Genomic DNA, 24,570 nt, shown 5'->3' on the forward strand with positions numbered 1-24,570 from the left:
ACGAAAATCTAAATTGTACTTATAACTGATTTGCTTTACATGTTTATACCTAACTCCTATTTGGAAAAGCCATCAGCAGAGGTATGCAATCCCCTGCTGATGGACGGTCATGTTAATTACTATTCCGATAAGTTTCTGCCGCTTTTTCTGCCTCTTGAACAAATTCCTCCGCTGTCATATTTCCTAACATTAATGACATCAGCGCATTACCAATTGGTGTTTCCAAATCAGCACTCATCGGGTGTGGCTTTTCGTAAATTTGTACTTGTTCTGTATCATTGATCATTTCATTTGCTTCTGTTAAGTAACTTGGGATCTTATCACTTTGCGTTAAGTCCACCTCTGTGAGGTTCATGATCGCACCAGTATGTTCGGAGAATGACATCGCATAATCCCTTGTGAAGACAAATTCCACGAATGCTTTAGCAGCTTTTGGGTTCTCTGCATTTTCTGCAATTGCCAATGGTCGTAAATCCGGTACAATCGCAAATGGCTCTCCAGCATCCTGCATAGGTGATGGGATAAATCCAAATTCAAAACCATCAGGAATATCATTCTTCATCTCATTTGGCAGCCAGAATCCTACAGGAATAAAAGCATTTTCATGCAACAGAAAATTCATTTGAGATTGTGTATGATTTAAAGCACCTAAACCTTGATCAAACATGCCTTCTTGTTGCATTTTCTCCACTTTTTTCATCGTCTCTAACACGACATCACTTGTCCAAGCCCCTTCTTTCCCAGTAATTAGATCAGCTAGAAGTTCATCCCCGCCAGCTGCTCCAAAAGCCGGGTATAACATGCCTCGAAGGAAATAATATGGATGTTGACCAGAAGTAACAAATGGATCGATTCCTTCTTTATCTTTAATCTCAGTCATGGAACTCATAAAACTATTGAAGTCTGTCGGTACCTCATATCCTTTTTCTTCAAACAGTGCACGGTCATACCATGTACCCCAAGTATCAAACACCAATGGAAGTGAATAAATGTCACCATCGAATTTACCTGGATTTACGATAAAACTATCGATTAACTTATCCCCATTATCTAGTTCAATTCCCTCTACCCATTCCGTTAAATTCATTAGTTGTCCATCTTCCACCATTTGTGTTTCACTTGATCCTGCGCCATCGATATATACAACATCTGGTGGATCATTGGATACCCAACGAGACCGCATTTCTTCGTTAATATTCGGTCCGGCATGTTCGATTACGTTTACATCTGGATATTTCTCTTTGAAGTCAGCAATTACTTCTTTCCACCATGTATCGCCATATCCCCCAACAAAATACTGAATTTCTAGATCACCAGAAATCCCCCCTTCTCCACTAGTTTCTGAAGAATCCGTTGCCTCCTCTTCTTCTGATTCATCATTTGAAGAACAAGCAGCAACAACACCGATTAAAACTAAAGCCAGTAACCCAAGTATCCATCGGCTTTTACGGAACTCTTTCACTGTATAATCCCCCTTTATATGCCTTTTTTATATGAACGCATGAACAGAAGCACTCTATTCATGGAGTCCAACAACCTGAAAATGTCTATTAATTTATTGTATGTAAGGAACATGCATTAATGCCTAGTAATCCAGATGCTACTAGTTATATTCTCACACCCTTATCTGGCGAAACCATCATTACTGATTTGTTACCTTACCAAATCATGAATAAAAATTATTTAAAAAAATAATACAAATTAAGTTTTCTAATATATTTATAATAGGGATTTTTTTATGATTAAGGAATCGTTGGGAAGAAATAGTTAAAGATTCTAGAGATTAAAAAGCTGCTTTTCATCTCTAAAAAAATACGAAGGATAATTTCCAGTTTGCTATGGAAAGTATGAATCTAACATAAGGAGACCTGTTATGAGTTATATTATTGGAATCGATGGTGGCGGGACAAAAACACTTGCGCTTTTAGCTGATTTGCAAGGAAATATAATATCCACTTGTATCACTGGTCCCTCCAATCCGAATACCGTTTCATCAAGAGCGTTATCACATACTTTTGAAACGATCTTCTCTCAATTCAAAGAAGAAGCACCCGAAGCTTTTTCCAAACTCATTGGCATATTTGCTGGTATTGCTGGTGCTGGTAGCTCGATGATTCAAACACAACTATATCAACTACTCGATGCCTTATCTCCATCAGCTTGTAGGGTGACGGTTCAACCGGATGCCATTAATGCTCTTTATTCTGGCACATTAGGAAAGCCCGGCGTTGTTCAAATTTCTGGAACTGGATCATTAACTTTTGGGATAAACGAAAACCAACAACAGAGTCGTATTGGCGGTTGGGGGTATTTACTGGGAGATGAAGGAAGTGGTTATGATATTGGAAAAAAAGGAATAGCTGCTGCATTGCATTATCTAGATGGTAAGATAAATGAAACAATGCTTTTAAAGATGCTTTATGATTATTTTCATGTGGATACTGGACGTGATTTAATTGATCAGATTTATCATAATGCCGATCCTAAGCGTTCGATTGCATCTGTATGCAGGCTTGTTTTTCAAGCATATCAATCTGGAGATAAGGCTGCTTCAATTATTATAGATGACGCTGCTTGGGAAATTGCTAGAAACATTCACCTTCTTCATAAACGGCTATTTTCAGTAGGAGAACAAATAAATGTTGTAGTATGTGGCGGTGTATTCCAAAACAGTATATTTCCAACATTAATCAAACAGGAATTAAACAAAATTGTTTCGGGTATAACCGTTATCACACCTAAACTTCCCCCAGTATGTGGATCTGTGATTGGAGCATATTTGAGTGAGGATATGAATATATCCACCGATTCAATGAATCGTCTACAAAACTTTCAATCAAATAAATAACCGGAGGAAATCATATGAAAACGTTGATTTCCTCCGGTCTTATTATTCGCTTCGGAAAACTTCAACTCATGTTCCAGCACCGTTGCTTGTTGCAACGGAATCACGGTGGACAATTTGGTGTGGTATAATAATCCGTTTAGCTGGCTCATCTTTTGTCTGCGTTTTTTCAATTAATGCTTTAGCCGACTGAGCACCCAATTGATAGATTTGAATATCTACAGTTGTCAGTGACGGACTCGTAATTTCTGATAAATACACATTATTAAAACTAACCAAAGATATATCTGCAGGGACATCTACACCAAGTTCTTCTAAGGTACTAAGTACTCCAAGGCTCATCAAATCATCCGTTACAACAATTCCCGTTGGTCTCACTTTGAGAGCTAGCAATTGCTCAACTGCTTCCCTTCCTCCAGACTTGAGGAACTCAGTATGAATACGGTAAGCTTTGTCCGCGGCTATTCCAGCTTCTTTTAAGGCTGCTTCATATCCTGCTTCCCGATCCATTGTAACAAACAAATCCCTTGATCCACCGATAAAGGCAATCCTTTCATGACCTTGTTGAATTAAACAGGAAGTAATGTCCTTACCGGCAGTAAAGTTATCGTTATCCACATGGGTAATCTCATTCAAATGATCATACGGCTTGCCGACAATAACAAACGGAAAATCTTTCTCCCGTAGAAAATTCACAATTCGATCATTAACACGTGAATAAAGTAAGATAATCCCATCTACATAACTGCCATAAACCATTCTTTCCACTTCCGTAAATATTTCACTTTCTGTGCCTCCGCTAGAAAGTGTCATCGAATATTGTAATTGGTGAGTAATCGATCCAATTCCCCGAAGTACTTCTGGAAAAAACGGATTTTGCAATGACTTATCTGCTGATGAAGGCAATACTACACCGATTGCCTTTGTTGACTTTGCAACTAAGTTCCTAGCGTTTACGTTGGGATGGTATCCCAAATCCTTCATAACCTTTCGAACCTTCTTCTTTGTATCTGGGCTAATTCTCGGGTTATCTGCAATGACTCTAGAAACAGTAGAAGGTGATACCCCCGTTGCCTTTGCTACATCTTTTATTGTTACCACTGCGTTTTTCACCCTCTGTCTCCGGTAGGTTTTCCTAAGATAATGTTTTAATAAGATTCTAGCTTGTTTGTTCATTTATTATAACAAACTAAATACATATTGTGGATGAATTTTAAACTATCCCTTGGTTGCCCCTGATGTAAGCCCAGAGATTAAATATCGCTGTAAAAGTAAAAATACAAGCGCAATTGGTATAGCTATTAGTATTGACCCAGCAGCAAAGCGGGTAAAATTAGTGGAAAATTGATCATTGATAAAATTATATAAACCTAAAGCCAATGTATATTTTTCTGGACTAGTTAACACGATACGTGGCAATAAAAAGTCCATAAAAGGTGCCATAAAATTAAACAAAGCCACTACTGCCAAAATAGGCTTAGCAAGAGGTAACATAATCGTCCAAAATACCCTTAAATGCCCAGCTCCATCCATTTTTGCAGCTTCATCAAGTTCTTTAGGAATCGTATCGAAATACCCTTTCACTAGCCACGCATTAAAAGGTATTTGCCCTCCTAGATAAATTAGCATAAGTCCATATAACGAATCCGTTAACCCAATCGTGTTCAACAAAATATAAAGTGCTACCATTCCCATTAAAGCAGGGAACATCTGTAACAGTAAAAACATATATAAGCCATATTTTCTACCAATGAATTTATACCGAGAAAATGCATATGCAATTAACGAAGTAATGATAACTGATCCACCCGCATTAACTAATGCAACATATAGACTGTTTTGGTACCAAATAACATAATCACTGTTTGGATCCATAAATAACCATTTATAATGTTCTAGTGTTGGAGATTCAGGAAATAGATCGGTTACCAACATATTAGAGCCTGGATTCAGACTCATCATTAACGCCCAAAATAAAGGATAACCAATAATTATGAACATAATAAGAAAAAACAAGTAAATGAACGTTACCTCAATTTTCGATTTTTTCTTTTGTGACATAGCCATTAGTAACGTCCCTCCTCTTTAAAGGATGCTGTTTTTCTAAACTGGAAAAACGCAAATACAGAAATAATAATCCCCATAATGATTGTAATTGCAGCAGCCATATTGTAATTATTTGTCTCAAATGTAAGTTTATAAACCCAAGAAATTAGAATATCTGTCCCACCTGCATTTTGCCCACGCACAGCGGGGTTCCCTTCATTAAATAAATAAATGATGTTAAAGTTATTGAAGTTCCCTGCATATTGCATAATTAATAATGGTGCTGTTGCAAATAACACATGTGGTAATGTAATATGACGGAACTTCTGCAAACGGCTTCCCCCATCAACATCAGCTGCCTCATACATATCTTGTGGCACACTTTGGAGCACACCAGTAAATAAGGCAAATACAAATGGAAATCCAAGCCAGGTTTGAATCATAATCAATGCTACCTTTGCCCAAAATGGATCGGAAAGCCAAGGAATCATGGTTTCAAATTGACTTAGTATATCTCGATTAATTGCACCAAAAGTAGGATTAAATAAAGCAGAAAAGATTAAAATCGATACAAATGCTGGTACCGCCCATGGTAGAATTAAAATAGTCCGAATCGTTCGTTTAAATTTAATTCGTTTATCATTAACTAATAATGCTAGAAACAATCCTAAAATAATTTGAAAAGACGTTGCCACTACTGTCCAAACTACAGTCCAAGTAAATACGCTCAAAAATGTATCTTTCCAAATACCCACATTAGCTAAATCTACAAAGTTATTCAACCCAACCCAGCTCAATAAATGACGTGGTGGAGCATTGTATTGATTGTAATCAGTAAATGCCAAAGCTAGCATAAACATTAAAGGTACAACTACGATAAATAAAAGCATCAATAAACCAGGCAGAATCATAAAATATGGAAAACCATTGTTATAAAAGGCAGCCATACCTTGAATTAAAGTTGGATTTGATCTATGATTCTCCCTAGCAATTGCATCTGATCTAGCATCTTTCAAATTATAAAGATAGATTGCAATACCAAACCCTAAAATGATGAGTGAAATTAACCCTTGTATAAGTAATTGAATCGAATGATGGTCACGCGGAATAGTTCCTAGTGTGAATAATCCCCATATTCCAATATCAATATAGTTCCATGTTGTAATTAAGAATGAAACCGTCACAATCAATAAGCTAATACCTTTCAAAAAACGACGATTATAAAATTGTCCTAATCCTGGAATAATTGATAAAATCGTAGCAATATTACGAGGTTTTTTTATCCAGGCACTGCCACTATTATGATTTGTTGCCATTCCAGTATCCTCCTATATTTCCCGAATCACTTGATCATTCTAAAATGATCAAGTGAAACATTTATGGTGAGTTATCTCCCCATAGATTGTTCCTAATTTGCTCCAGAAGCGTCTATTTGACCCTGAATGGTTTCAACAGCTTCATCAAGGACATCTTTCACTGGTTCTCCTTTAGAAATAAAATTTAATGCATCGTTGATCGGATCCCAAACTTGCTGCATTGCAGGAACACTTGGCATTGGCTCTCCAAACTTTGTTTGTTCTGCAAATGCAGAAAAGATCGGATCCTCCGCAATAGCTGGATCCTCCATTGCATCATCACGGGCTGGAATTTCCCCAGCAATATCGTAATATGTCATAGAGTTTTCATAGTTTGTAATATATGCCATTAAATGCTCAGCCCACTCTTTGTTGTCTGAGTAATACGACAACATATATGATTTAACTCCTACAAATGATTTCGGGTTTTCTCCATTGTCCAAAATAGGTAATGGAACTGCACCGAGGTCGTTGCCTAGCGCCTCCGAGTATTCTCTTACCATCCAAGGCCCATTGATAACCGTTGACACTTTTCCTTCTTGAAATAATCCATTCATAATATCTGGAGTTAAATCTTGAGGAATATAGTTGTTATCGAACCATTTCTGAACAAGTTGACCACCCTCTACAGAACCTTCATTAGCTAATCCAATATCTGAAATATCATAGTTTCCATCTTCATTTGCAAACACATATGCTCCATTCCCAGAAAAGAAAGGATAAACAAAATAAAAATTAGCTGCTTCCATTAAAAATCCAAATTGGTCTTTGCTTGTATCTGTATCTCTCTCTGCAATTGACATAACATCTTGTATCGTTTCCGGAGTTTTTTCTACTAACGATTTATTATAATACATCGCATACGTTTCAATGACGGCAGGATATCCCCAATATTCATCTTCAAATTGAACTGCTTGCAGTGCGGTATCAGTGTAACCGCTTTCTTTATTTCCAAAGTTAACTGGATCTACTAATCCTCTAAGTACTAGATCACCAATTCGATCATGTGGTTGAAAAATAATGTCTGGACCATTCCCTGCAGGTCCTTCCACATCAAGCTTTTCCACTTGTTCCAGCATATCCACAGGAACCATATCTACCTTAATCCCGGTTTCCTCTGTGTATTTATTTGTAATTTGTTGAACTGCTTCTTGCTGCTTTTCCTCGGCATTTACCCAAAGTTTAAGAGAATCTGGCTTCTCCGGCATTTCATCCCCTGCTGCTTTCCCTTCATTGGTAGAATTTTCTTTTGGTTCGGTATTATCTGGACCACATGCAATTAAAATCACAGCTACCAATACCATTGTTAATGAATAAATCAAGCTCTTTTTCACTTGTACCCCTCCCATGATTTAATAGAGAACTGCATAAATAATGAAAACGTTTGCGCATTCATTATAACTTTATTATACATATTCCCCTAAAAATTACAACTCCATTTTAGAAACTTCTAATTATTTAATTAATAACTAATAAAACGCTTACATTATCATAGCATTAATGCTATGATAATTATAAACATTGGTAATGTATTTAAAAATTAATTAGTATTTAGCGCAAACGATTGTACAGAGGGAGGTAAAAAATGAATAAAGAAGCAATCTATCATCGTCCAAAAGATAATTTTGCGTATGCCTATGATAATGAGACCCTTCATTTAGTACTACGGACCAAAAAAAATGATCTAGAAATGGTGGAACTTGTATTTGGTGATCCTTATGATTGGATAGATAATCAGTGGCAGAGCGTGTCAAAACACATGAAAAAAACCGGTACAACAAGCTTACATGACTATTGGTTTATTGCTGTGAAACCGAATTATCGTAGAATGCGCTATGCGTTTATTTGCTCGAATGAACACGAATCTTGTATTTATAGTGAAGGTGGAATATTTGCAAGTCTCCCCTCGGATATTGCTAATTATTTTTGTTTTCCTTACTTAAGCTCCATTGATGTATTTAATGCACCAGATTGGGTGAAAGATACGGTATGGTACCAACTATTTCCTGAACGATTTGCTAATGGTAATGAACAGTTAAATCCAAAAGGCAGTTTACCATGGGGCTCTGCAGATCCAACACCTACTAATTTCTTTGGGGGAGACTTGGAAGGAATTATTCAACACCTCGATTACCTTGTCGATTTAGGAATCAATGGGATATACCTAACCCCTATCTTCAAGGCATATTCCAATCATAAATACGATACGATCGATTACATGGAAATTGATCCACAATTTGGAGATAAAGCTACATTTCGTCTATTTGTCCAAGAATGCCATCAACGAGGAATCAAAGTAATGCTAGATGCTGTCTTTAATCATAGTGGATATTATTTCCCACCTTTTCAAGATGTGTTGAAAAATCAAGAAGTGTCTATCTATAAAGATTGGTTTCATATTTGGAATTTCCCTATAGTAACCAAACCACGTCCGAATTACGATACATTTGCATTTGTGCCTACAATGCCTAAATTAAATACGAAGAATAAGGAAGTCAGAGACTATTTATTAAAGGTCGCAACATATTGGGTAGAAACATTTGATATCGATGGCTGGCGATTAGATGTTGCAAATGAAGTGGATCACCATTTCTGGAGAATGTTTCGACAAGCCGTCAAAGAAGTGAAATCAGATGTTTATATTCTAGGTGAAATCTGGCATGACTCTATGCCATGGCTACACGGTGACCAGTTTGATGCCGTTATGAATTACCCATTTACTAATGGAGCGATTGACTTTTTTGCTAAACAAAACATGAATGCTGCTACATTCACCGAGACCATCACTAGTGTTTTACATATGTATCCACAAAATGTGAATGAAGTCGCTTTTAATCTATTGGATAGTCATGATACCCCACGCATCTTAACTTTAGCAAATGACAATGAAGCCCGTGTAAAGCTATTGTACCTTTTTCAATTATCCTTTGTTGGAACACCTTGTATTTATTATGGTGATGAAATAGGAATGGCTGGTGATACAGATCCAGGGTGTCGTGCATGTATGCAGTGGAACCCTAACCAGCAAAAACAAGAACTGTATCGATTTGTCCAGTCTCTTATTCATTTACGCAAGACAAATCCACTTTTTGGTAACCATAGTGACATTCAATTTCTCCAATCGAATGATGCAAGCAACACCATTGTATATGAGAAAAACGACGGACATCATCGGCTCGTCTTCTTTCTTAATGCGGGTGAAAAAGAGGCAAACATAACTAGAGATATCCTACGTATAAGCAGTTGTAAATATCTAACTGAATGGCATATTCAAAACCAGCAAGCAAGGAAATATAGAATTGATGAATTACCAACTTCAATTACGGTACCCCCTCTTCATTTCCGTATTTTTGAAATTGTATAAACTTAAATTAAAAAAATACTTTTTTGGGAATTTCGAAAATTATCTTGACAGCCACATTCGTTTCTAAGATAATGAGTACAATCAAAATTTCATATTAACCTATCAAGAGTCAGGGGAGGAAACTGGTCCATTGATCCTGCGGCAACCATACTCTATTTGTTATTCCGAGTAAAGGTGCTAAATCCAGCAAACGAAACTTGTTTGAAAGATGGGAATTGTTTAGTAAACAATAATCAAACCTCTTTCAATCGAAAGAGGTTTTTACTTTTTTACTTGATAGGTAATGTTAACAAATTAAAGGAGGAATGGGATGGCTCGAATCGACGACAAGAAAATCAATGACATTACTGAAGCTCTAGAGAAGATTGAATTCGGATCATTAGCAATTACGATACATGAAGGAGAAATTACGCAGATTGACACAACGGAAAAGAAACGGTACCCGTTACAATCAAAACGAAAAAAACATGTAAACGGGTAACGACGTGCTTATTGGAACACCAAAAGCACAGTTAAAGATTATTTACAAGGGAAACCGAATAAACGATTAACATGCTAATTAGACGACTAAAGGCATCCATTGAAATTAAGGTATTTGTATTTCCTTTATTAATTTGGATGCCTTTTTTTAACTTTCATATGGAAAGGAGACGTAACATGGACTTGTTAGCCGAATTAGATAAACGAATCTTAATCGGCGATGGTGCAATGGGAACTTTACTTTATTCCTATGGGGTCGATCATTGTTTTGAAGCATTAAATCTTTCTCATCAAGAACAAATTGCACATATTCATGAATCTTACATTCATGCAGGTGCTGATCTTATTCAAACTAATACATATGGGGCAAACTATATGAAGCTCGCAAGATATGCTCTTGAAGATCAAGTAAAAAAGATAAATACCGAAGCCATAAAAATTGCGAAACAAGCTGCAAATGAAGAAACTTTTGTTCTTGGCACTATCGGTGGTATTCACGGCACACAAACGCTGCAAGCCACAACAGATGAAATCAAAAGAAGTTTTCGAGAACAGTTGTACTGCCAATTATTAGAAGGTGTAGATGGACTTATCTTAGAGACCTATTATGATCTTGAAGAATTAATTACTGTTTTAGAGATTGCAAGAGACGAAACAAATCTTCCAATTATTGCAAATGTATCAATGCACGAACCTGGTATCTTACAAAATGGGATACTTCTACCCGATGCACTAAAGCGATTAGAGAATACTGGCGCGGATATCGTGGGGATTAACTGTCGACTTGGCCCATTTCATATGCTTGAATCACTGAAAGATGTCCCATTACTAGATAAAGCATTTTTAGCAGCTTATCCGAACGCTAGTTTACCAGCTTATCGTGACGGCAAATTAATCTACGAAGATGAACCGAACTATTTCAAAAACTGTGCGACCGATTTTCGCAACGAAGGCATTCGCTTACTAGGTGGGTGTTGTGGAACTACCCCAGCCCATATAAAAGCAGCAGCTGATGCCATCAAACCTACAAAGCCAATTAAGGAAAAGATTGTACCAGTTAAGCCACGCCCCATTAAGGTCAGCGAACAGAAAGAACAATCAGAGTTAGGTCTAATTGATATTGTTCAACAACGACATGCTGTGATTGTTGAATTCGATGCACCAAAACATTTAGATACATCCGAGTACTTAAATGGGATTAACGCCTTGAACGATGTAGGGGTAGATGCGATCACATTAGCGGATAATTCGCTAGCTACACCACGAATTAGTAATATTGCTGTAGCAGCAAAAATCCAACAAGAAATTGGGGTAAGGCCGCTAGTGCACTTAACCTGCCGAGATCGCAATCTCATTGGACTGCAATCGCATCTTATGGGATTACATACCTTAGGAATCCATGAAATACTTGCTATTACTGGGGACCCTACTAAAATCGGGGATTTTCCTGGAGCAACTTCCGTTTTTGATGTTACGTCATTCGATTTAATAAAATTAATCAAACAATTTAACCAAGGGATATCGTTGTCTGGAAAATCCCTAAAGAAACCAACAAACTTTCAAGTTGGTGCTGCATTTAATCCGAATGTAGCCCACATAGATAAAGCGGTAAAACGAATGGAACGAAAAATGGAACGTGGAGCGGATTATTTTTTAACACAACCTGTTTATAGCAAAGAGACGATTGTTGCGTTGGCTAACAAAACCAAACATATTGATAAACCGATATTCATTGGGATTATGCCGCTTACATCTTCGAGAAATGCTGAGTTCCTGCATAATGAAGTGCCGGGAATTAAAATGCCAGATGTGATTAGAGAAAGGATGAAAGCAGTAGCTGATGATAAACAACGTTCTATTGATCAAGGAATTCAAATTGCAAAAGAACTGCTTGATACGGCATTGGAACACTTTCAAGGAATTTACATTGTAACGCCATTTATGCGTTATGACATAAGTATTGAATTGGTTACGTATATGCAAGCGCGTGTACAACTTCTTTCCACATCGAAAATGACATAATTAAAAAAATAGTATTGGAGGAATTGATAATGACTGCTATTAGTTCAAATCTTGGTTATCCGAGAATCGGGGAAAAGAGAGAATGGAAACGAGCGTTAGAGAAGTTTTGGAAAGGTGAAATTACTGAAGCACAATTAATCTCAGAAACAGATCAAATTAGACTTCAGAGCTTAAAAAAGCAAAAGGACATTGGTGTAGATCTTATTCCTGTAGGGGATTTTTCTTTCTATGATCATGTTCTTGACACATCGGTAATGTTTGGTATTGTCCCAGATCGCTTTAATTACCAAGGAGGAAAGGTTGACCTAGAAACGTATTTTGCAATTGCTCGAGGCACAAAAGATGCCGTTGCATCTGAAATCACTAAATGGTTTAATACCAATTACCATTATATTGTTCCTGAATTAGATAACTCGAAGCCTACGTTAACGGAGAACCGCCCCCTTACTTTTTATCAGGAAGCAAAAGAAAAATTAGGTATCGATGGGAAACCTGTCCTTTTGGGACCAATTACGTACTTACATCTTGCAAAAGGCTATCGAAAGGAAAACCTTTTGGAATTAATCGATACATTCGTTCCATTATACGTACAAATCTTAGAGGAACTTCAGGCAGCGGGAGCTTCTTGGATACAAATTGACGAGCCTATCTTCGGTACCCAGCTAGACCAATCCATTCTTTTAAAGGCTGAACAAGTCTATCAGCAATTTGCCGAAGCCGCTCCAAATTTAAAGATCATTTTACAAACCTATTTTGAACAAGTAATTCATTATCAAGCAATTAGTAACTTCCCTGTTCATGCTATTGGACTTGATTTTGTTCATGGTAATACATTGGAGCTAATTGAGCAATATGGATTTCCAAGTAATAAAGTGCTTGCTGCTGGAATTATTAATGGACGAAATGTATGGAAAGCTGATCTTGAGGAGAGACTTTCATTCCTTGAGTCTATTCGACCTTATGTGAGTACAGACCAAATTATATTACAGCCATCCTCCTCCCTCTTGCACGTACCAGTAACGAAGAAGTTAGAGGAGAAACTAAATAACGATATTAAAGCCGGATTATCATTTGCTGATGAGAAATTAACCGAAATTGTTACGTTAACAAATGGCTGGAACAATGGAAAAATAAAAATCACCAATGCCATTAAAGAAAATCGTGTAGAGCGGCAACAATTCATTCGTGCATCTTCACGTTCAAATGAGCAAGTGAAACAAGCATTAGCTACCTTGACTGCTTCTGATGCAGTACGCGATTCCTCCTTTGCTGAGCGAATAAAACAACAACAAACGAAGCTAAATCTACCATTACTTCCAACAACGACAATTGGCAGTTTGCCACAAACTGCAGTTGTTCGACAAACGAGGACGAAATGGCGTAAAGGAGATATTACCAATCAGGAATATGATCAATTTATTAAAGAGAATATAAGGAAATGGATTGCAATTCAAGAAGAATTGGGTCTGGATGTTCTTGTTCATGGAGAATTCGAACGGACCGATATGGTAGAATATTTTGGAGAAAAACTAAATGGATTTGATGTTACTGAGTTTGGCTGGGTTCAATCTTACGGTTCGCGTTGCGTTAAGCCTCCCCTTATTTACGGGGACGTATCTTTCAATAAACCAATGACAGTAAAAGAGAGTGTCTATGCCCAATCATTAACTAAAAAACCAGTTAAGGGAATGTTAACTGGCCCTGTTACAATACTAAATTGGTCATTTGTCCATGAAGATGTGGCCCGGTTTACCGTACAAAATCAAATTGCATTCGCTTTACGTAAAGAAGTGCAAGTGCTAGAAGAAAACGGTATTCAAATTATTCAAGTAGATGAGCCCGCATTACGTGAAGGTTTACCTTTGGATGAGCGAAAGTGGAAGGGGTATTTAGAAGCTGCTGTTTATGCCTTCGGCTTAGCTACTTCTGGTGTAACTAACAGCACCCAAATTCATACACATATGTGTTATTCTGAATTCCAGGATATCTATGATACGATCGATGCCTTGGATGCTGACGTAATCTCGATTGAAACATCTCGTAGTCATGGTGAAATGGTTGGTTCGTTTGAAGATCACACATATGATAAAGAGATTGGACTAGGCGTTTATGATATTCATAGTCCACGAATACCTGCCAAAGAAGAAATTCTAGAAAATATTAACCGAGCTTTACAGAACATTTCTCCGAAGCAGTTTTGGATCAATCCAGATTGTGGATTAAAAACACGAAGCGAAGAGGAGACCATTCAAGCTCTAAAAGTCATGGTCGATGCAGCAGCAGAAGTTAGAAATGAAAAATTGACATATCAAAATAACTAAATTTACAGCGCCAACACAAATGTGTTGGCGCTACTTTTATGGAAATTACTTGTTGTGTTGCAGATACACGAATTCCCTTAGAGCAAAGTCCGAGATTATTCCGTAAACAACCAACGCTGCAGACGTAAATAGCTTGATTATACTGAGAAGATTCCTCACTTTATAAAGCGAATTCTTTCAAACACTTCATGAATAATTATTATCGGTACCTACAACGTTCTATTTGCAAGAAAGGCATCCACTTGCTGTTGATGATGCTGATCATGCTAGATAAATCCTGCAATATAATTAAACATTGTATGTGAGTAGCCAGAGTAAGGGTCTATAGTTTCCCCAATAAATGCAAAAGGCGTAAAGAAATCATCTTCCGTCTTATTACGTAAATCCTTTATTAGTTTTTCCCGCATTATTTTTTGTTGACTAATTAAATTATGACCAGAAACGCCAGATAAAGCATATTCAGATGCTTAATTATTCCATGCGTCAAATCCAACACTACTAATTTCTGCATCTTGTTTCATTTGAGGTAGCGTTTCTTCTATTATGTAATTATCCCAAAAGGTCAGATGACAAATTATTTCAGCTGAGGTCTACTCTCCTTCTCCAATGGGCTCAAACAAAAGTCCTTCATTTATGGCTTTCAAGTCTTGTACCCAGCAACTACTTTCACTAAAATCATGAATTAAATTCGCTATCGAATACATTTGCTCCCCCCTATTTTACTTTTCTATTCTTTCGCTATGTTGTTTATGAATTCCTGATTTTTAACCGAAGTACTTGATAGATATAAAGAATAGGAGTATTATAATTCATGTGGAAAATTTGCTGGTGTAGCACAGCTGGCAGTGCACTTCACTCGTAATGAAGGGGTCGGAGGTTCGAATCCTCTCACCAGCATCCGATATGCACATTGACATAAAGCGATTCTTGATACTATCAGGAATCGCTTTTTATTTTAATTTGTCGACATTTTTTAGTGATTCATATTGAACAGAAACTCTTATTAAACAATGAGTTTTTTAATCTATTCATACAGCAATAACACAAATCATCCCTATTATAATTATTAATTTACAGCTGTGGCTTTGATAGAAATTAAAATCAAAGGGGAATTACAGCAAAAGAGTAACATTTATGATGCGCTGAAAAATCTGGAGAAGCACTAGGGCAGATTGTTTAACAGAAAAGAAATTGGGTTAAATAAAAGAGAAGTTATATTTTATCAAATGAGACATAACGACGGGTTTCCTTATCTTGAAAATAAAGTTAAACTTGTTGACTTTACGTTTATTATAGGAACGATATAAAGTGGTACTAGGAAATGTTATGCCAGTTTGAAAACTCCTATATCTACATGAGCAATATAAATTCAATAAAGTTGAGTATTCTTTGCACTACCTGTGTTAGTGAATGCCAAGGGAGGAATTATTCAGTATGATAACAAGAGAAACCATCTTTAAGCACGCCAAAGAAAAATACGGCACATCACCTGATTATCCATTTCAAAAATTCCCAAACTATGCAATCTTAAGACATGCATCTAACAAAAAATGGTATGCCCTTATAATGAATGTTCTCCCTAAAAAACTAGGACTAGAAGGAAATGAAGAAATAGATGTTCTGAATTTAAAATGCCCCCCTGAAATAATTGATGGTTTAAGAAATGGAAAAAATATTCTACCTGGATATCATATGGATAAAGAAAATTGGATTTCATTTGTTTTAGATCGTACCGACCCAAACGAAGAGGTTTATAACTTAATTGAGCAAAGTTTTAATTTAACCAAGAAAGAATAAAAAGTTTTTTTAATTAAGGTTTTTCGTCCTATGCCACAATAGGCTAAATTGTTGAATACAGAGTGTTAAAAACCAAATCACGGATACAATAATCAAATTGATCATAATACCTCTAATTGAAGGGGCTAAATGGTTAATTTAAACAATTTTTCCTTAGCCCTCTATCAGTACAAAGGGCTATTTTACTGTTGATTAGGTAAAGGAAGGAACCCGTAGGTTCCTAAAAAATTTTAATAGTATCTTCCACAACTCTTGCAATGTTTTTTCTTTTTCTTCTTTTTGCATGGATCGTCATGATAACAAGGATCGTAGTAATAATCTTCTTCATAACAACAATCATATTTCTTTTTACAGCAATCACAATAGTGGTGATGCTTCTTTTCAAAAGGATCATAATAATACATAAGATAACCCTCCTTTCTTTTACTACATAGTATGAGCGTAAAAGAAAGTTGATTGGACAAGTTTCTTAGTCAAAGAATACAATTTTTGGTTTAGGATGATCAATATATAGAAATACTATCATTGACTCAAAAGTCTTTAACACCTTTACTCTAGCCCCTCTGTCCTCGCATAGATCAGAAGGGGCTTAAACATGTAAAGAAAACGTAAAACTTATAAAGATTATCAAATTTAGAGTAGGGAAATTAATAAGTGAGCAGCCCCTTTCCCTAACTATCCCCCAAGTATATTGCGGGGAAAAAAACTTAAAAGGTATCATTAGATGCCTTTTAAGTGCTGCTCATTATACATATACTAGACATTGACGGTTCCTTTTCAACTCGCATCTTACGAAATTTGTTCACCCTATCATTGAGGATTATTACAACGGATACTCTATGGATCTATGTATATGTGGTTGGCTGTTACTGCAATTTCACTTTGGAAAACAGAGAATTATATTCGAAGAATAAAATGGTGATGGCTCCCTTTTTGAAAGGAAATTATCTGACTTAAAAATTTCCTCATTTCTGTCGATAGTAACAATAAGCCAAAAGCTCTCATCTTCCTAAAGATATAGTATAAAAGGATACTCTCCCTTTCTAATGTATAAAAATTGGTTAAGTCCGTCTAATTTGAAGCGTAAATAGTAGAAAAAATGATAAGTGAGGTAATACTATGAAAAAAATCACTAGAACTAATCCCGAGTTTATGCCAAAACCAGTAGGAAACTACAGTCACATCACTAGAGTGCCAAAGGGTGCAGGTTTAGTTGTAACATCAGGCCAAGTAGGAACGGATATGGATGGTAATATTCCTTCAAGTTTAAACGCCCAAATAACAAATACTTTTGCAAACATGAAAAAGGTACTTGAATCAGAAGGTTTGACTGAAGAAAACGTTATAAAAGTTAATATATGGGCAACAGAGGAAATAGACTGGGATCATTTATATCCTCAATGGGGTAAGTTATTCGAAACTTCATATCCATCTATGACAGTTGCTTATATTTCTGCTTTAGGATGGCCGGAGTTAAAAATTGAAATCGAACTTTGGTGTGCTATAGTATAATATTATTAAAGCTGTATTATTTTTACATTCACCATAAACATGAAGTAAAGCCCCACAAGCGTGAGGGTTGTAGCTTTTTCAACTCTAGCCTTTAAAAGGATAGTTTTCTAAACTTAATTACGTAATTGTTATTATCCATATAAGACACGATCATTTTTGTTTATACTCCTTCGACCGGTAATATAACCCTTTTCAATTACTCTAGTACTTATAAAATCCAAGCTGACTACGGGGGCAGCTTTTTTGTTACAACATTACTTGAATAAACTTAAATATTTAAACCCTTATAGACGTATTGCCCTATGTTATTATAAACTCTAATAAGTTAACCATGGACAATTTTCTGAGGTGATCGTGATGAAGCGAAAGAACACGGATAAAGAAACACATATTATCAAAACAGCTATGAAACTTTTTTCATCGAAAAATTACAACCGAACATCGATGCAAGAGATTGCTAATATTTGTGGAATTTCCAAAGGAACATTATATATTTATTTTAAATCGAAAGAGGACTTACTTTTACATATTCTCAAGTATTACTTTCATTCGATTGAAGAACAAATTATCGCTCTTGAACAGGACACATCCTTGACGGATAAAGATAGATTTATTCGAGAAATTGAAATCAAATTAAATCATTACATGGAGAATCAAGCATTTTATCGACTGCAAATTCAAGAATTACCAGGATTGTCTGACCAAAACATCTATCAGTTTTTACGACGACAAAATATTGTACAAATTAAACGTATCAAAAATTATTTAATCGCTATATATGGCCAGGAAATTAGTGGTTTTGCAGCGGATGGGGCATTTATTTTGTCTGGTATGCTTAAACAATATATGGAACTAATTATGTTAAAACAGCTTCCAATCCCTATCAAAAAAGTACTTCCTTTTTTAGTAAAACAAATGGATTTTATCATGGAAGGGGTAAAGCATCAAAAAGTGGAAGCCATTGTAAATAAAAATTTATGGAATATATACTTGGAAGATGTGAATCAAGAAGAAGTTAATCCGCTAGAGGTAATTCAACAAATGAAATTGAAACTAAATAAAAGTACGTTTACCGAAGCAGAAAAGGAAGATGGCATCCAATCCTTATGTATAATGGAAGAAGAACTGATGAAGCTACAACCAAGAGCTGTTATTCTTAGAGGAATGCTTCATAATCTTAAGAACTATCCATTTCTCGATGAATTACGAATGAAATTAAACAACAACCTGCCATACCAAAAAACATAAACACCGTGCCAAGGCCAGCCCTTGGCACGGTTATTCTTTATGAATGTAATTTTAATGGCAGCTGTTTCAAAGACTGACCAGCTGCAGATTCAACTAAATTCTCCTCCAGCTGAAAGGATTCAGTCGGTTCAATCTTCGAAAATTGGGTTAAAAATGTTTTTAAAGCAATTTTTAATTCTAATCGAGCAAGAGGAGCACCCAAACAAAAATGGGGACCCTTTCCAAACGTCATATGCCGTTTATTATTCTCTCGGTGAATATTTAGTGTGAAAGGATCTTCAAATATTGCCTCATCCATATTTGCAGCACTCATCCAAGCAATGACTAAATCGCCTTTTTTAAGGTTCACACCTAATAGATTATTGTCCTGTGTCACCGTACGATCCCGCTTAGAAATTTGAAATCGGTAGCGAAGCATTTCTTCAACTGCCTGAGGTACCAGTTCTAAATCATTACGAAGCTCTTCATATAGTGACGAATCGTCATAAAGTAACGAGTAAAACGTATTTGCCAACATATGGCCAGTCGTTTCTACCCCTGCACCTAAAAGCGCCATGGTTACGCGGACAATTTCATCATCCGTAAATTGTTCTCCATCTACTTCTGACCTGATAAGATCTGAAATAATATCATCGGTAAGATTTATGCGCTTTTCCGCTACGATTGGATAGAGATATTGATAATACTCTTTGGCAGCTATTTGTTTCTTCTCTTCTACTTCTTTGGCATTTTCCTCCGTGTAAGGTTGGAATATTATATCTACCCAATGCTTAAATTGATCTCTATCTTTAATCGGTACACCAAACAACTCTGCAATTACTAAACTCGGTAAAGGTGCAGCGAAGGATTGGACGATATCAACGGTGTCCTTCTCCTTTATTTCATCCACAAGTTCGGAAGCGATTCGTTGAATTTGAGGTTCCCAATTTTTTAAACTTCGTGGTGTAAAAGCTGCTGATAATAACGAACGACGCTTTCGATGGTCTGGAGGATCAACAAAGTTAACATTGACTTTATCTGGGATACTCCCTTCTTTATTACTTGCTCCAACAGGAATAGTTGTTTTAGCTCCCTCACTAGAGAAGTATTCATAATTACTTAATACTTCCTTTACATCATTATATTTAAAAACATTCCATGTTTTCGTTGGTTCATGATAATAAACAGGCTGATTATCAAGCATTTCTTTATACCAAGCTAATGGAAAAAATTCTTCCGACCGTGTACCAAATGATTTCACTTCATTTAATAAAACTACCTCTTTATTCATAGAGAAGACTCCCTTCGAAATAATTTGTGTAACACAAACGTTACTTAAACGGCTGCTCAGCTACAATAATGGAATCTGTAGGGCATTCTTCTTGAGCTTCTTCCAGCTGCTCTAGTTTTTCTTCCGTAATTGGTGTTACCCCTTCATTTTGATCTACTTTTACATAGGCCAGTCCTTCTTCATCCAATTTGAAAATTGTTGGAGCTACATCTTCACAGTTTCCACAAGCAATGCAGGTATCTTGGTTAACAATTGCATATTTTGGCACTGTACCTCCTCCTTTTCCTTCACAGAACTACAAAGTTCTATAAATGACTATATAGTCAATTAAAGATTATCATAATCAATAATTTCCAATCAATGGTAATTTAGTAGGGTTCAAAAAATATACTAGAGTAAGGATGAATCTAAAACTGATTCCTATTTATTAGATAGCAAAAGTGTTAAAAGTTGTAGTAACGATTCCTCTCATAATTTATTTCTCTGTTAAAGAATTTCAACATTCCTTCTATTGGCCTATTTATAAATCTTCACTCTAAAAAACAAAAAAGCTTGTAAAGAAGAATCTTTACAAGCTTTCTATAACATACAGTTGTTTATCTAAAACACAATGGTTTTATTATCATGAACAATAATACGATCATCTAAGTGCCACTTTACTGCTTTTGCTAAAACCGTACGTTCAATTGTCTGACCAATCTTTTTCATATCTTTACTGTTATCTCGATGATCAACCCGACCAATATCTTGTTCGATGATTGGCCCCTCATCCAAGTCGTTCGTAACATAATGAGAAGTAGCGCCAATCATCTTCACCCCACGTTGGTAGGCACGTTCGTAAGGTTTCGCACCAACAAACGCAGGTAAAAATGAATGATGTATATTGATAATTTGACTTTTATACTTATCGACAAAATCGCTAGTGAGAATTTGCATATATCTTGCTAAAATAATTAAGTCAATCTGATAAGTTTCCATTAATTCCAACTGCTTTTTCTCCACTTCTTTTCGAATCGATTTATTTGCAGGAATATAATAGAACGGGATACCTAGTGCCTCTACTGTCTCACGGGAGGACTCATGATTACTAATAACTAAAGCAATATTAGCCATTAAATCTCCGCTTTGATATTCCCATAATAATTCCAATAAACAATGTGGTTCATTTGAAACAAAGATAGCCATATTTTTTAATTGGCTCACATAAAGCAGCTTCCAATCCATATCAAATTGGGTAGCAATAGGTTGAAATTCTGCTTCTAATGTTGCTGCTTTTGTGTTTAAATCTGGACATTCAAACTCAACTCGCATAAAAAACTGTCCACCCTCTGGATTGATGGTATACTGATCAGACGCAATGATATTAGCGTCATGGTTATATAGGAATTCTGAAATCGCAGCGACTATTCCTGGCTGGTCTGGGCATTTAATTAGGAAGCGTGCTTTATTTAAATGAGCTTCTTTAAATTGGTCAATACTTTCTTTCATATAGTGATTCATAGAAAACATACCTCTACATTTCTTTTTAGTTAATACTCTATGTTACCATAACGAAGAAAGTCAAGAAAAGATAAACTACAAATTAGAGAGCATTGTAGTTGTAAATAGTGTCATTATTTATTACAATATCTTTTGTTGGATTCTTTAGTTTAACATAGATTCATAGAGCTGATTTGGAGAAATACCCAAGTCTGGCTGAAGGGGACGCACTCGAAATGCGTTAGGGCGTGCAAGCGTCGCGTGGGTTCAAATCCCACTTTCTCCTCCATAATTTATACAAATATCGTAAATGTACGAAATGAAAGGTACTCTTGATGGGTACCTTTTTACGTAAATATCTTTCCTTCCTTATTAATTCCTGTTGCTAAATGAAGGTTTTACTTGTTTGGAAACCTTTTATTTCGTGTATAGTGTGAATAGGAAGGAAGTGTTTACAATGCCAAACCAGTTGCAAAAGGAAAAATCACCTTACTTATTACAGCATAAGGATAACCCGGTTCAATGGTATCCTTGGGGCGAAGAGGCTTTTCAACTTGCCAAAAAACAGGGGAAGCCCATTTTTCTTTCGATCGGATACAGTACTTGCCATTGGTGTCATGTTATGGCGCATGAATCATTTGAAGATGCTGAGGTTGCCTCCATTCTCAATGATAAATATATCGCGATTAAAGTAGATCGAGAAGAACGACCAGATATTGACTCGATTTATATGAAGGTATGTCAAATGATGACAAGGCATGGGGGTTGGCCCTTATCCATCTTCATGACACCAGATAAAATTCCGTTCTATGCAGGAACTTATTTTCCCAAACATAAAAAATATGGGATGCCAGGGTTTGTTAATATCCTACAACAACTCTATCGCAAATTTAAACAAGATCCGGAGCATATAGACGAAGTAACAGAGAGTGTCGAACAAGCTCTTAAACAAAGTCTTGGCTCAAAAAGCAACAATCGTATTTCCAAAGAACATATAAACCAAGCATTTCAACAACTTGGCAAAAGCTTCGACTTTGTACATGGTGGGTTTGGACAAGCTCCCAAATTTCCAATGCCACAAAATTTATTATTTTTACTCAGATATGCTTATTTTTCTAATAACAGTGCTGCTTTAAAAATTACCGAAAAATCACTTCAATCCATGGGCTCTGGTGGGATCTATGATCATATTGGCTTCGGATTTGCTCGATATGCTACCGATGAGCAATGGCTCATCCCTCATTTTGAAAAGATGTTATATGATAATGCACTTTTGCTAATTGCATATACAGAAGCCTATCAACTTACGCAACGTCCCTATTACAAGAATATTAGTGATCAGCTAATTACGTTTATCTTGCGTGAAATGACCACCAAAGATGGGGCGTTTTATTCAGCTATTGATGCGGATTCAGAAGGTATAGAAGGTAAATACTATGTCTGGGATTATCAAGAAATTATCGACATACTTGGGGAAAAACTTGGTGACATCTATACAAGATGCTATGATATTACACCAGAAGGTAATTTTGAAGGAAAAAACATACCGAATTTGATTGAAGCTAATATCGAACAACTGGCTTCAGAACTGAAACTCCCAGAAAAGATGATCATGAATAAATTAGAAACAGCCAGACAAGCTCTTTTTACGGAAAGACAAAAACGTGTATATCCCCATGTGGACGATAAAATACTAACCAGCTGGAATGGCTTCATGATTGCTGCATTTGCTAAAGCCGGCAAAGCTTTTCAAAACCAAAATTATATCGCTACATCTGAGAAAGCAATATCTTTTATAGAGGATCATTTAATTGATCATGGTCGCTTGATGGCCAGGTACCGTGATGGGGATACAAGATATCCAGCTTATATTGATGACTATGCTTTTCTGTTATGGGGCTATATCGAGCTATATGAAGCGACATTTAAGCTTGCTTATTTACAACAAGCAAAACAGCTAGCAGATCAAATGCTTGCATTATTTTGGGATAGGGAAAATGGTGGTTTCTACTTTACTGGTGAAGATAGTGAAGCATTAATTGCTAGAGATAAGGAAGTATATGATGGTGCAATTCCATCTGGGAATAGTGTTGCAGCTGTTATGCTAGCTCGTATCGGCTACTTAACAGGTAACACCACTTATCTCGACCATGTAGAAGAAATGTTTTATACGTTTTATGAGGATATCGAAAGGCAAGCATCTGCTAGCCCCTTCTTTATTCAAAGCCTTCTACTTATTGACAAACCTACAAAAGAAGTCGTCGTAATTGGATCAGATACCGACCCAAAAAAACAAGCGTTTCTACAACAATTACAAGAAATGTTCTTACCTGATGTATCTGTCTTATCGCTCGAAAACAAAGAGCAAGCAAAAGGAATTGCTGACTTTGCAACAGCTTATGAGCAAATCAACGACGCCACAACCATCTATATATGTGAGAATTTTGCTTGTAAGCAGCCGACAACAGATTTAGCTGAGGCTTTAAAAGCAATTACAAGTTAAACATAAAAGAATCATTTCATTTAGAATTACGTTCACATAAATTCATCTAATCTATTATTTCCTGATTTCATGCTATAATTGGATTAGTTTAACAAAGGGAGTAATTAAGAATGAAGGTTAAAATGAATGTACAAACAGCTTATCATGGTGATCTCCTTCGTGCAGGAAAAACGTATGATGTTGATAAGGAAACAGCAAAACGTTGGATTGCCAGTAAACTAGCAATTAGAGTAGAGGATAACGAAAAATAAGAGTAGAGGCTGGGACATCATTAGCCAAGAACAAGCTAAAGCGGGTTTTATTATCGTATTTTGATGATCGAACCCGC

18 protein-coding genes, 2 tRNA genes and 1 riboswitch are annotated in these 24,570 nt (G+C 36.2%); of the genes, 12 read left to right on the plus strand and 8 right to left on the minus strand.

Going from position 1 to position 24,570, the window contains the following annotated elements; translation table 11 throughout:
• Positions 1 to 112: 112 nt before the first annotated feature.
• On the minus strand, positions 113 to 1,435 hold the full coding sequence (locus M948_RS25365; protein ID WP_369759829.1) for an ABC transporter substrate-binding protein: 1,323 nt from the start codon (positions 1,433 to 1,435) through the stop codon (positions 113 to 115).
• A 438-nt stretch (positions 1,436 to 1,873) separates the two neighbouring features.
• Here M948_RS25365 and M948_RS25370 point away from each other — a divergent pair, with 438 nt between their 5' ends.
• Positions 1,874 to 2,848: an N-acetylglucosamine kinase gene (locus tag M948_RS25370; protein WP_021289175.1), complete on the plus strand. Its 975-nt coding sequence runs from the start codon at positions 1,874 to 1,876 to the stop codon at positions 2,846 to 2,848.
• A gap of 66 nt (positions 2,849 to 2,914) precedes the next feature.
• Here M948_RS25370 and M948_RS25375 read toward each other — a convergent pair whose 3' ends face one another.
• From M948_RS25375 to M948_RS25390, 4 genes are all read right to left on the minus strand, one after another.
• The gene (locus M948_RS25375; RefSeq protein ID WP_031335000.1) at positions 2,915 to 3,946 is read right to left on the minus strand and encodes a LacI family DNA-binding transcriptional regulator; all 1,032 of its coding nucleotides are present in this window, start codon (positions 3,944 to 3,946) and stop codon (positions 2,915 to 2,917) included.
• A gap of 117 nt (positions 3,947 to 4,063) precedes the next feature.
• Positions 4,064 to 4,906 (minus strand): sugar ABC transporter permease, encoded by an 843-nt coding sequence (locus M948_RS25380; RefSeq protein ID WP_031335001.1) that lies wholly within the window; start codon positions 4,904 to 4,906, stop codon positions 4,064 to 4,066.
• A 5-nt stretch (positions 4,907 to 4,911) separates the two neighbouring features.
• The gene (locus M948_RS25385; protein WP_021289178.1) at positions 4,912 to 6,207 is read right to left on the minus strand and encodes a carbohydrate ABC transporter permease; all 1,296 of its coding nucleotides are present in this window, start codon (positions 6,205 to 6,207) and stop codon (positions 4,912 to 4,914) included.
• Between the two features lie 92 nt (positions 6,208 to 6,299).
• Positions 6,300 to 7,580 carry a sugar ABC transporter substrate-binding protein gene (locus M948_RS25390; RefSeq protein ID WP_021289179.1) on the minus strand — a complete coding sequence of 427 codons (1,281 nt, stop codon included), beginning with the start codon at positions 7,578 to 7,580 and terminating at the stop codon, positions 6,300 to 6,302.
• 251 nt (positions 7,581 to 7,831) lie between these two features.
• On the opposite strand from M948_RS25390, the gene M948_RS25395 reads away from it, so the two are divergent.
• The 8 genes from M948_RS25395 to M948_RS25425 all read left to right on the plus strand — a co-directional run bounded on the left by M948_RS25395 (position 7,832) and on the right by M948_RS25425 (position 18,990).
• The gene (locus M948_RS25395; RefSeq protein WP_021289180.1) at positions 7,832 to 9,610 is read left to right on the plus strand and encodes a glycoside hydrolase family 13 protein; all 1,779 of its coding nucleotides are present in this window, start codon (positions 7,832 to 7,834) and stop codon (positions 9,608 to 9,610) included.
• Positions 9,611 to 9,706: 96 nt separating this feature from the next.
• A riboswitch (SAM riboswitch) is annotated at positions 9,707 to 9,825 on the plus strand.
• A gap of 95 nt (positions 9,826 to 9,920) precedes the next feature.
• Entirely contained in the window at positions 9,921 to 10,091 is a 171-nt protein-coding gene (locus M948_RS42720) for a YezD family protein (protein ID WP_021289181.1), read from the plus strand.
• A gap of 176 nt (positions 10,092 to 10,267) precedes the next feature.
• The gene (locus M948_RS25400) at positions 10,268 to 12,112 is read left to right on the plus strand and encodes a bifunctional homocysteine S-methyltransferase/methylenetetrahydrofolate reductase (protein WP_021289182.1); all 1,845 of its coding nucleotides are present in this window, start codon (positions 10,268 to 10,270) and stop codon (positions 12,110 to 12,112) included.
• Between the two features lie 26 nt (positions 12,113 to 12,138).
• Positions 12,139 to 14,433 (plus strand): 5-methyltetrahydropteroyltriglutamate--homocysteine S-methyltransferase, encoded by a 2,295-nt coding sequence (gene metE, locus M948_RS25405; RefSeq protein ID WP_031335005.1) that lies wholly within the window; start codon positions 12,139 to 12,141, stop codon positions 14,431 to 14,433.
• Between the two features lie 824 nt (positions 14,434 to 15,257).
• Positions 15,258 to 15,330 (plus strand) — tRNA-Thr (locus M948_RS25410).
• A gap of 537 nt (positions 15,331 to 15,867) precedes the next feature.
• A complete protein-coding gene (locus M948_RS25415) occupies positions 15,868 to 16,230 on the plus strand; it encodes an MmcQ/YjbR family DNA-binding protein (protein ID WP_021289185.1) in 363 nt (120 codons plus the stop codon).
• Positions 16,231 to 17,349: 1,119 nt separating this feature from the next.
• Positions 17,350 to 17,742, plus strand: a complete 393-nt coding sequence (locus M948_RS25420) for a RidA family protein (RefSeq protein WP_021289187.1) — start codon at positions 17,350 to 17,352, stop codon at positions 17,740 to 17,742.
• A gap of 357 nt (positions 17,743 to 18,099) precedes the next feature.
• Complete coding sequence (locus tag M948_RS25425) at positions 18,100 to 18,990, plus strand: TetR/AcrR family transcriptional regulator (protein ID WP_021289188.1); 891 nt, start codon at positions 18,100 to 18,102, stop codon at positions 18,988 to 18,990.
• A gap of 37 nt (positions 18,991 to 19,027) precedes the next feature.
• Here the strand turns inward: M948_RS25425 and M948_RS25430 are convergent, their stop codons facing one another.
• From M948_RS25430 to purU, 3 genes are all read right to left on the minus strand, one after another.
• Positions 19,028 to 20,260, minus strand: a complete 1,233-nt coding sequence (locus M948_RS25430; protein ID WP_021289189.1) for a cytochrome P450 — start codon at positions 20,258 to 20,260, stop codon at positions 19,028 to 19,030.
• A 40-nt stretch (positions 20,261 to 20,300) separates the two neighbouring features.
• Entirely contained in the window at positions 20,301 to 20,528 is a 228-nt protein-coding gene (locus tag M948_RS25435) for a ferredoxin (RefSeq protein WP_021289190.1), read from the minus strand.
• A gap of 332 nt (positions 20,529 to 20,860) precedes the next feature.
• Entirely contained in the window at positions 20,861 to 21,760 is a 900-nt protein-coding gene (gene purU, locus M948_RS25440) for a formyltetrahydrofolate deformylase (protein ID WP_021289191.1), read from the minus strand.
• A 175-nt stretch (positions 21,761 to 21,935) separates the two neighbouring features.
• On the opposite strand from purU, the gene M948_RS25445 reads away from it, so the two are divergent.
• The 3 genes from M948_RS25445 (at position 21,936) to M948_RS43430 (ending at position 24,493) form a co-directional block, all read left to right on the plus strand.
• Positions 21,936 to 22,028, plus strand: a tRNA-Ser gene (locus M948_RS25445).
• 168 nt (positions 22,029 to 22,196) lie between these two features.
• A complete protein-coding gene (locus tag M948_RS25450; protein ID WP_021289192.1) occupies positions 22,197 to 24,242 on the plus strand; it encodes a thioredoxin domain-containing protein in 2,046 nt (681 codons plus the stop codon).
• Between the two features lie 110 nt (positions 24,243 to 24,352).
• Positions 24,353 to 24,493, plus strand: a complete 141-nt coding sequence (locus M948_RS43430; RefSeq protein WP_021289193.1) for a hypothetical protein — start codon at positions 24,353 to 24,355, stop codon at positions 24,491 to 24,493.
• Positions 24,494 to 24,570: the final 77 nt, after the last annotated feature.

This window comes from Virgibacillus sp. CM-4, assembly GCF_000445495.1.
Lineage (GTDB): Bacteria > Bacillota > Bacilli > Bacillales > Amphibacillaceae > Virgibacillus > Virgibacillus salexigens.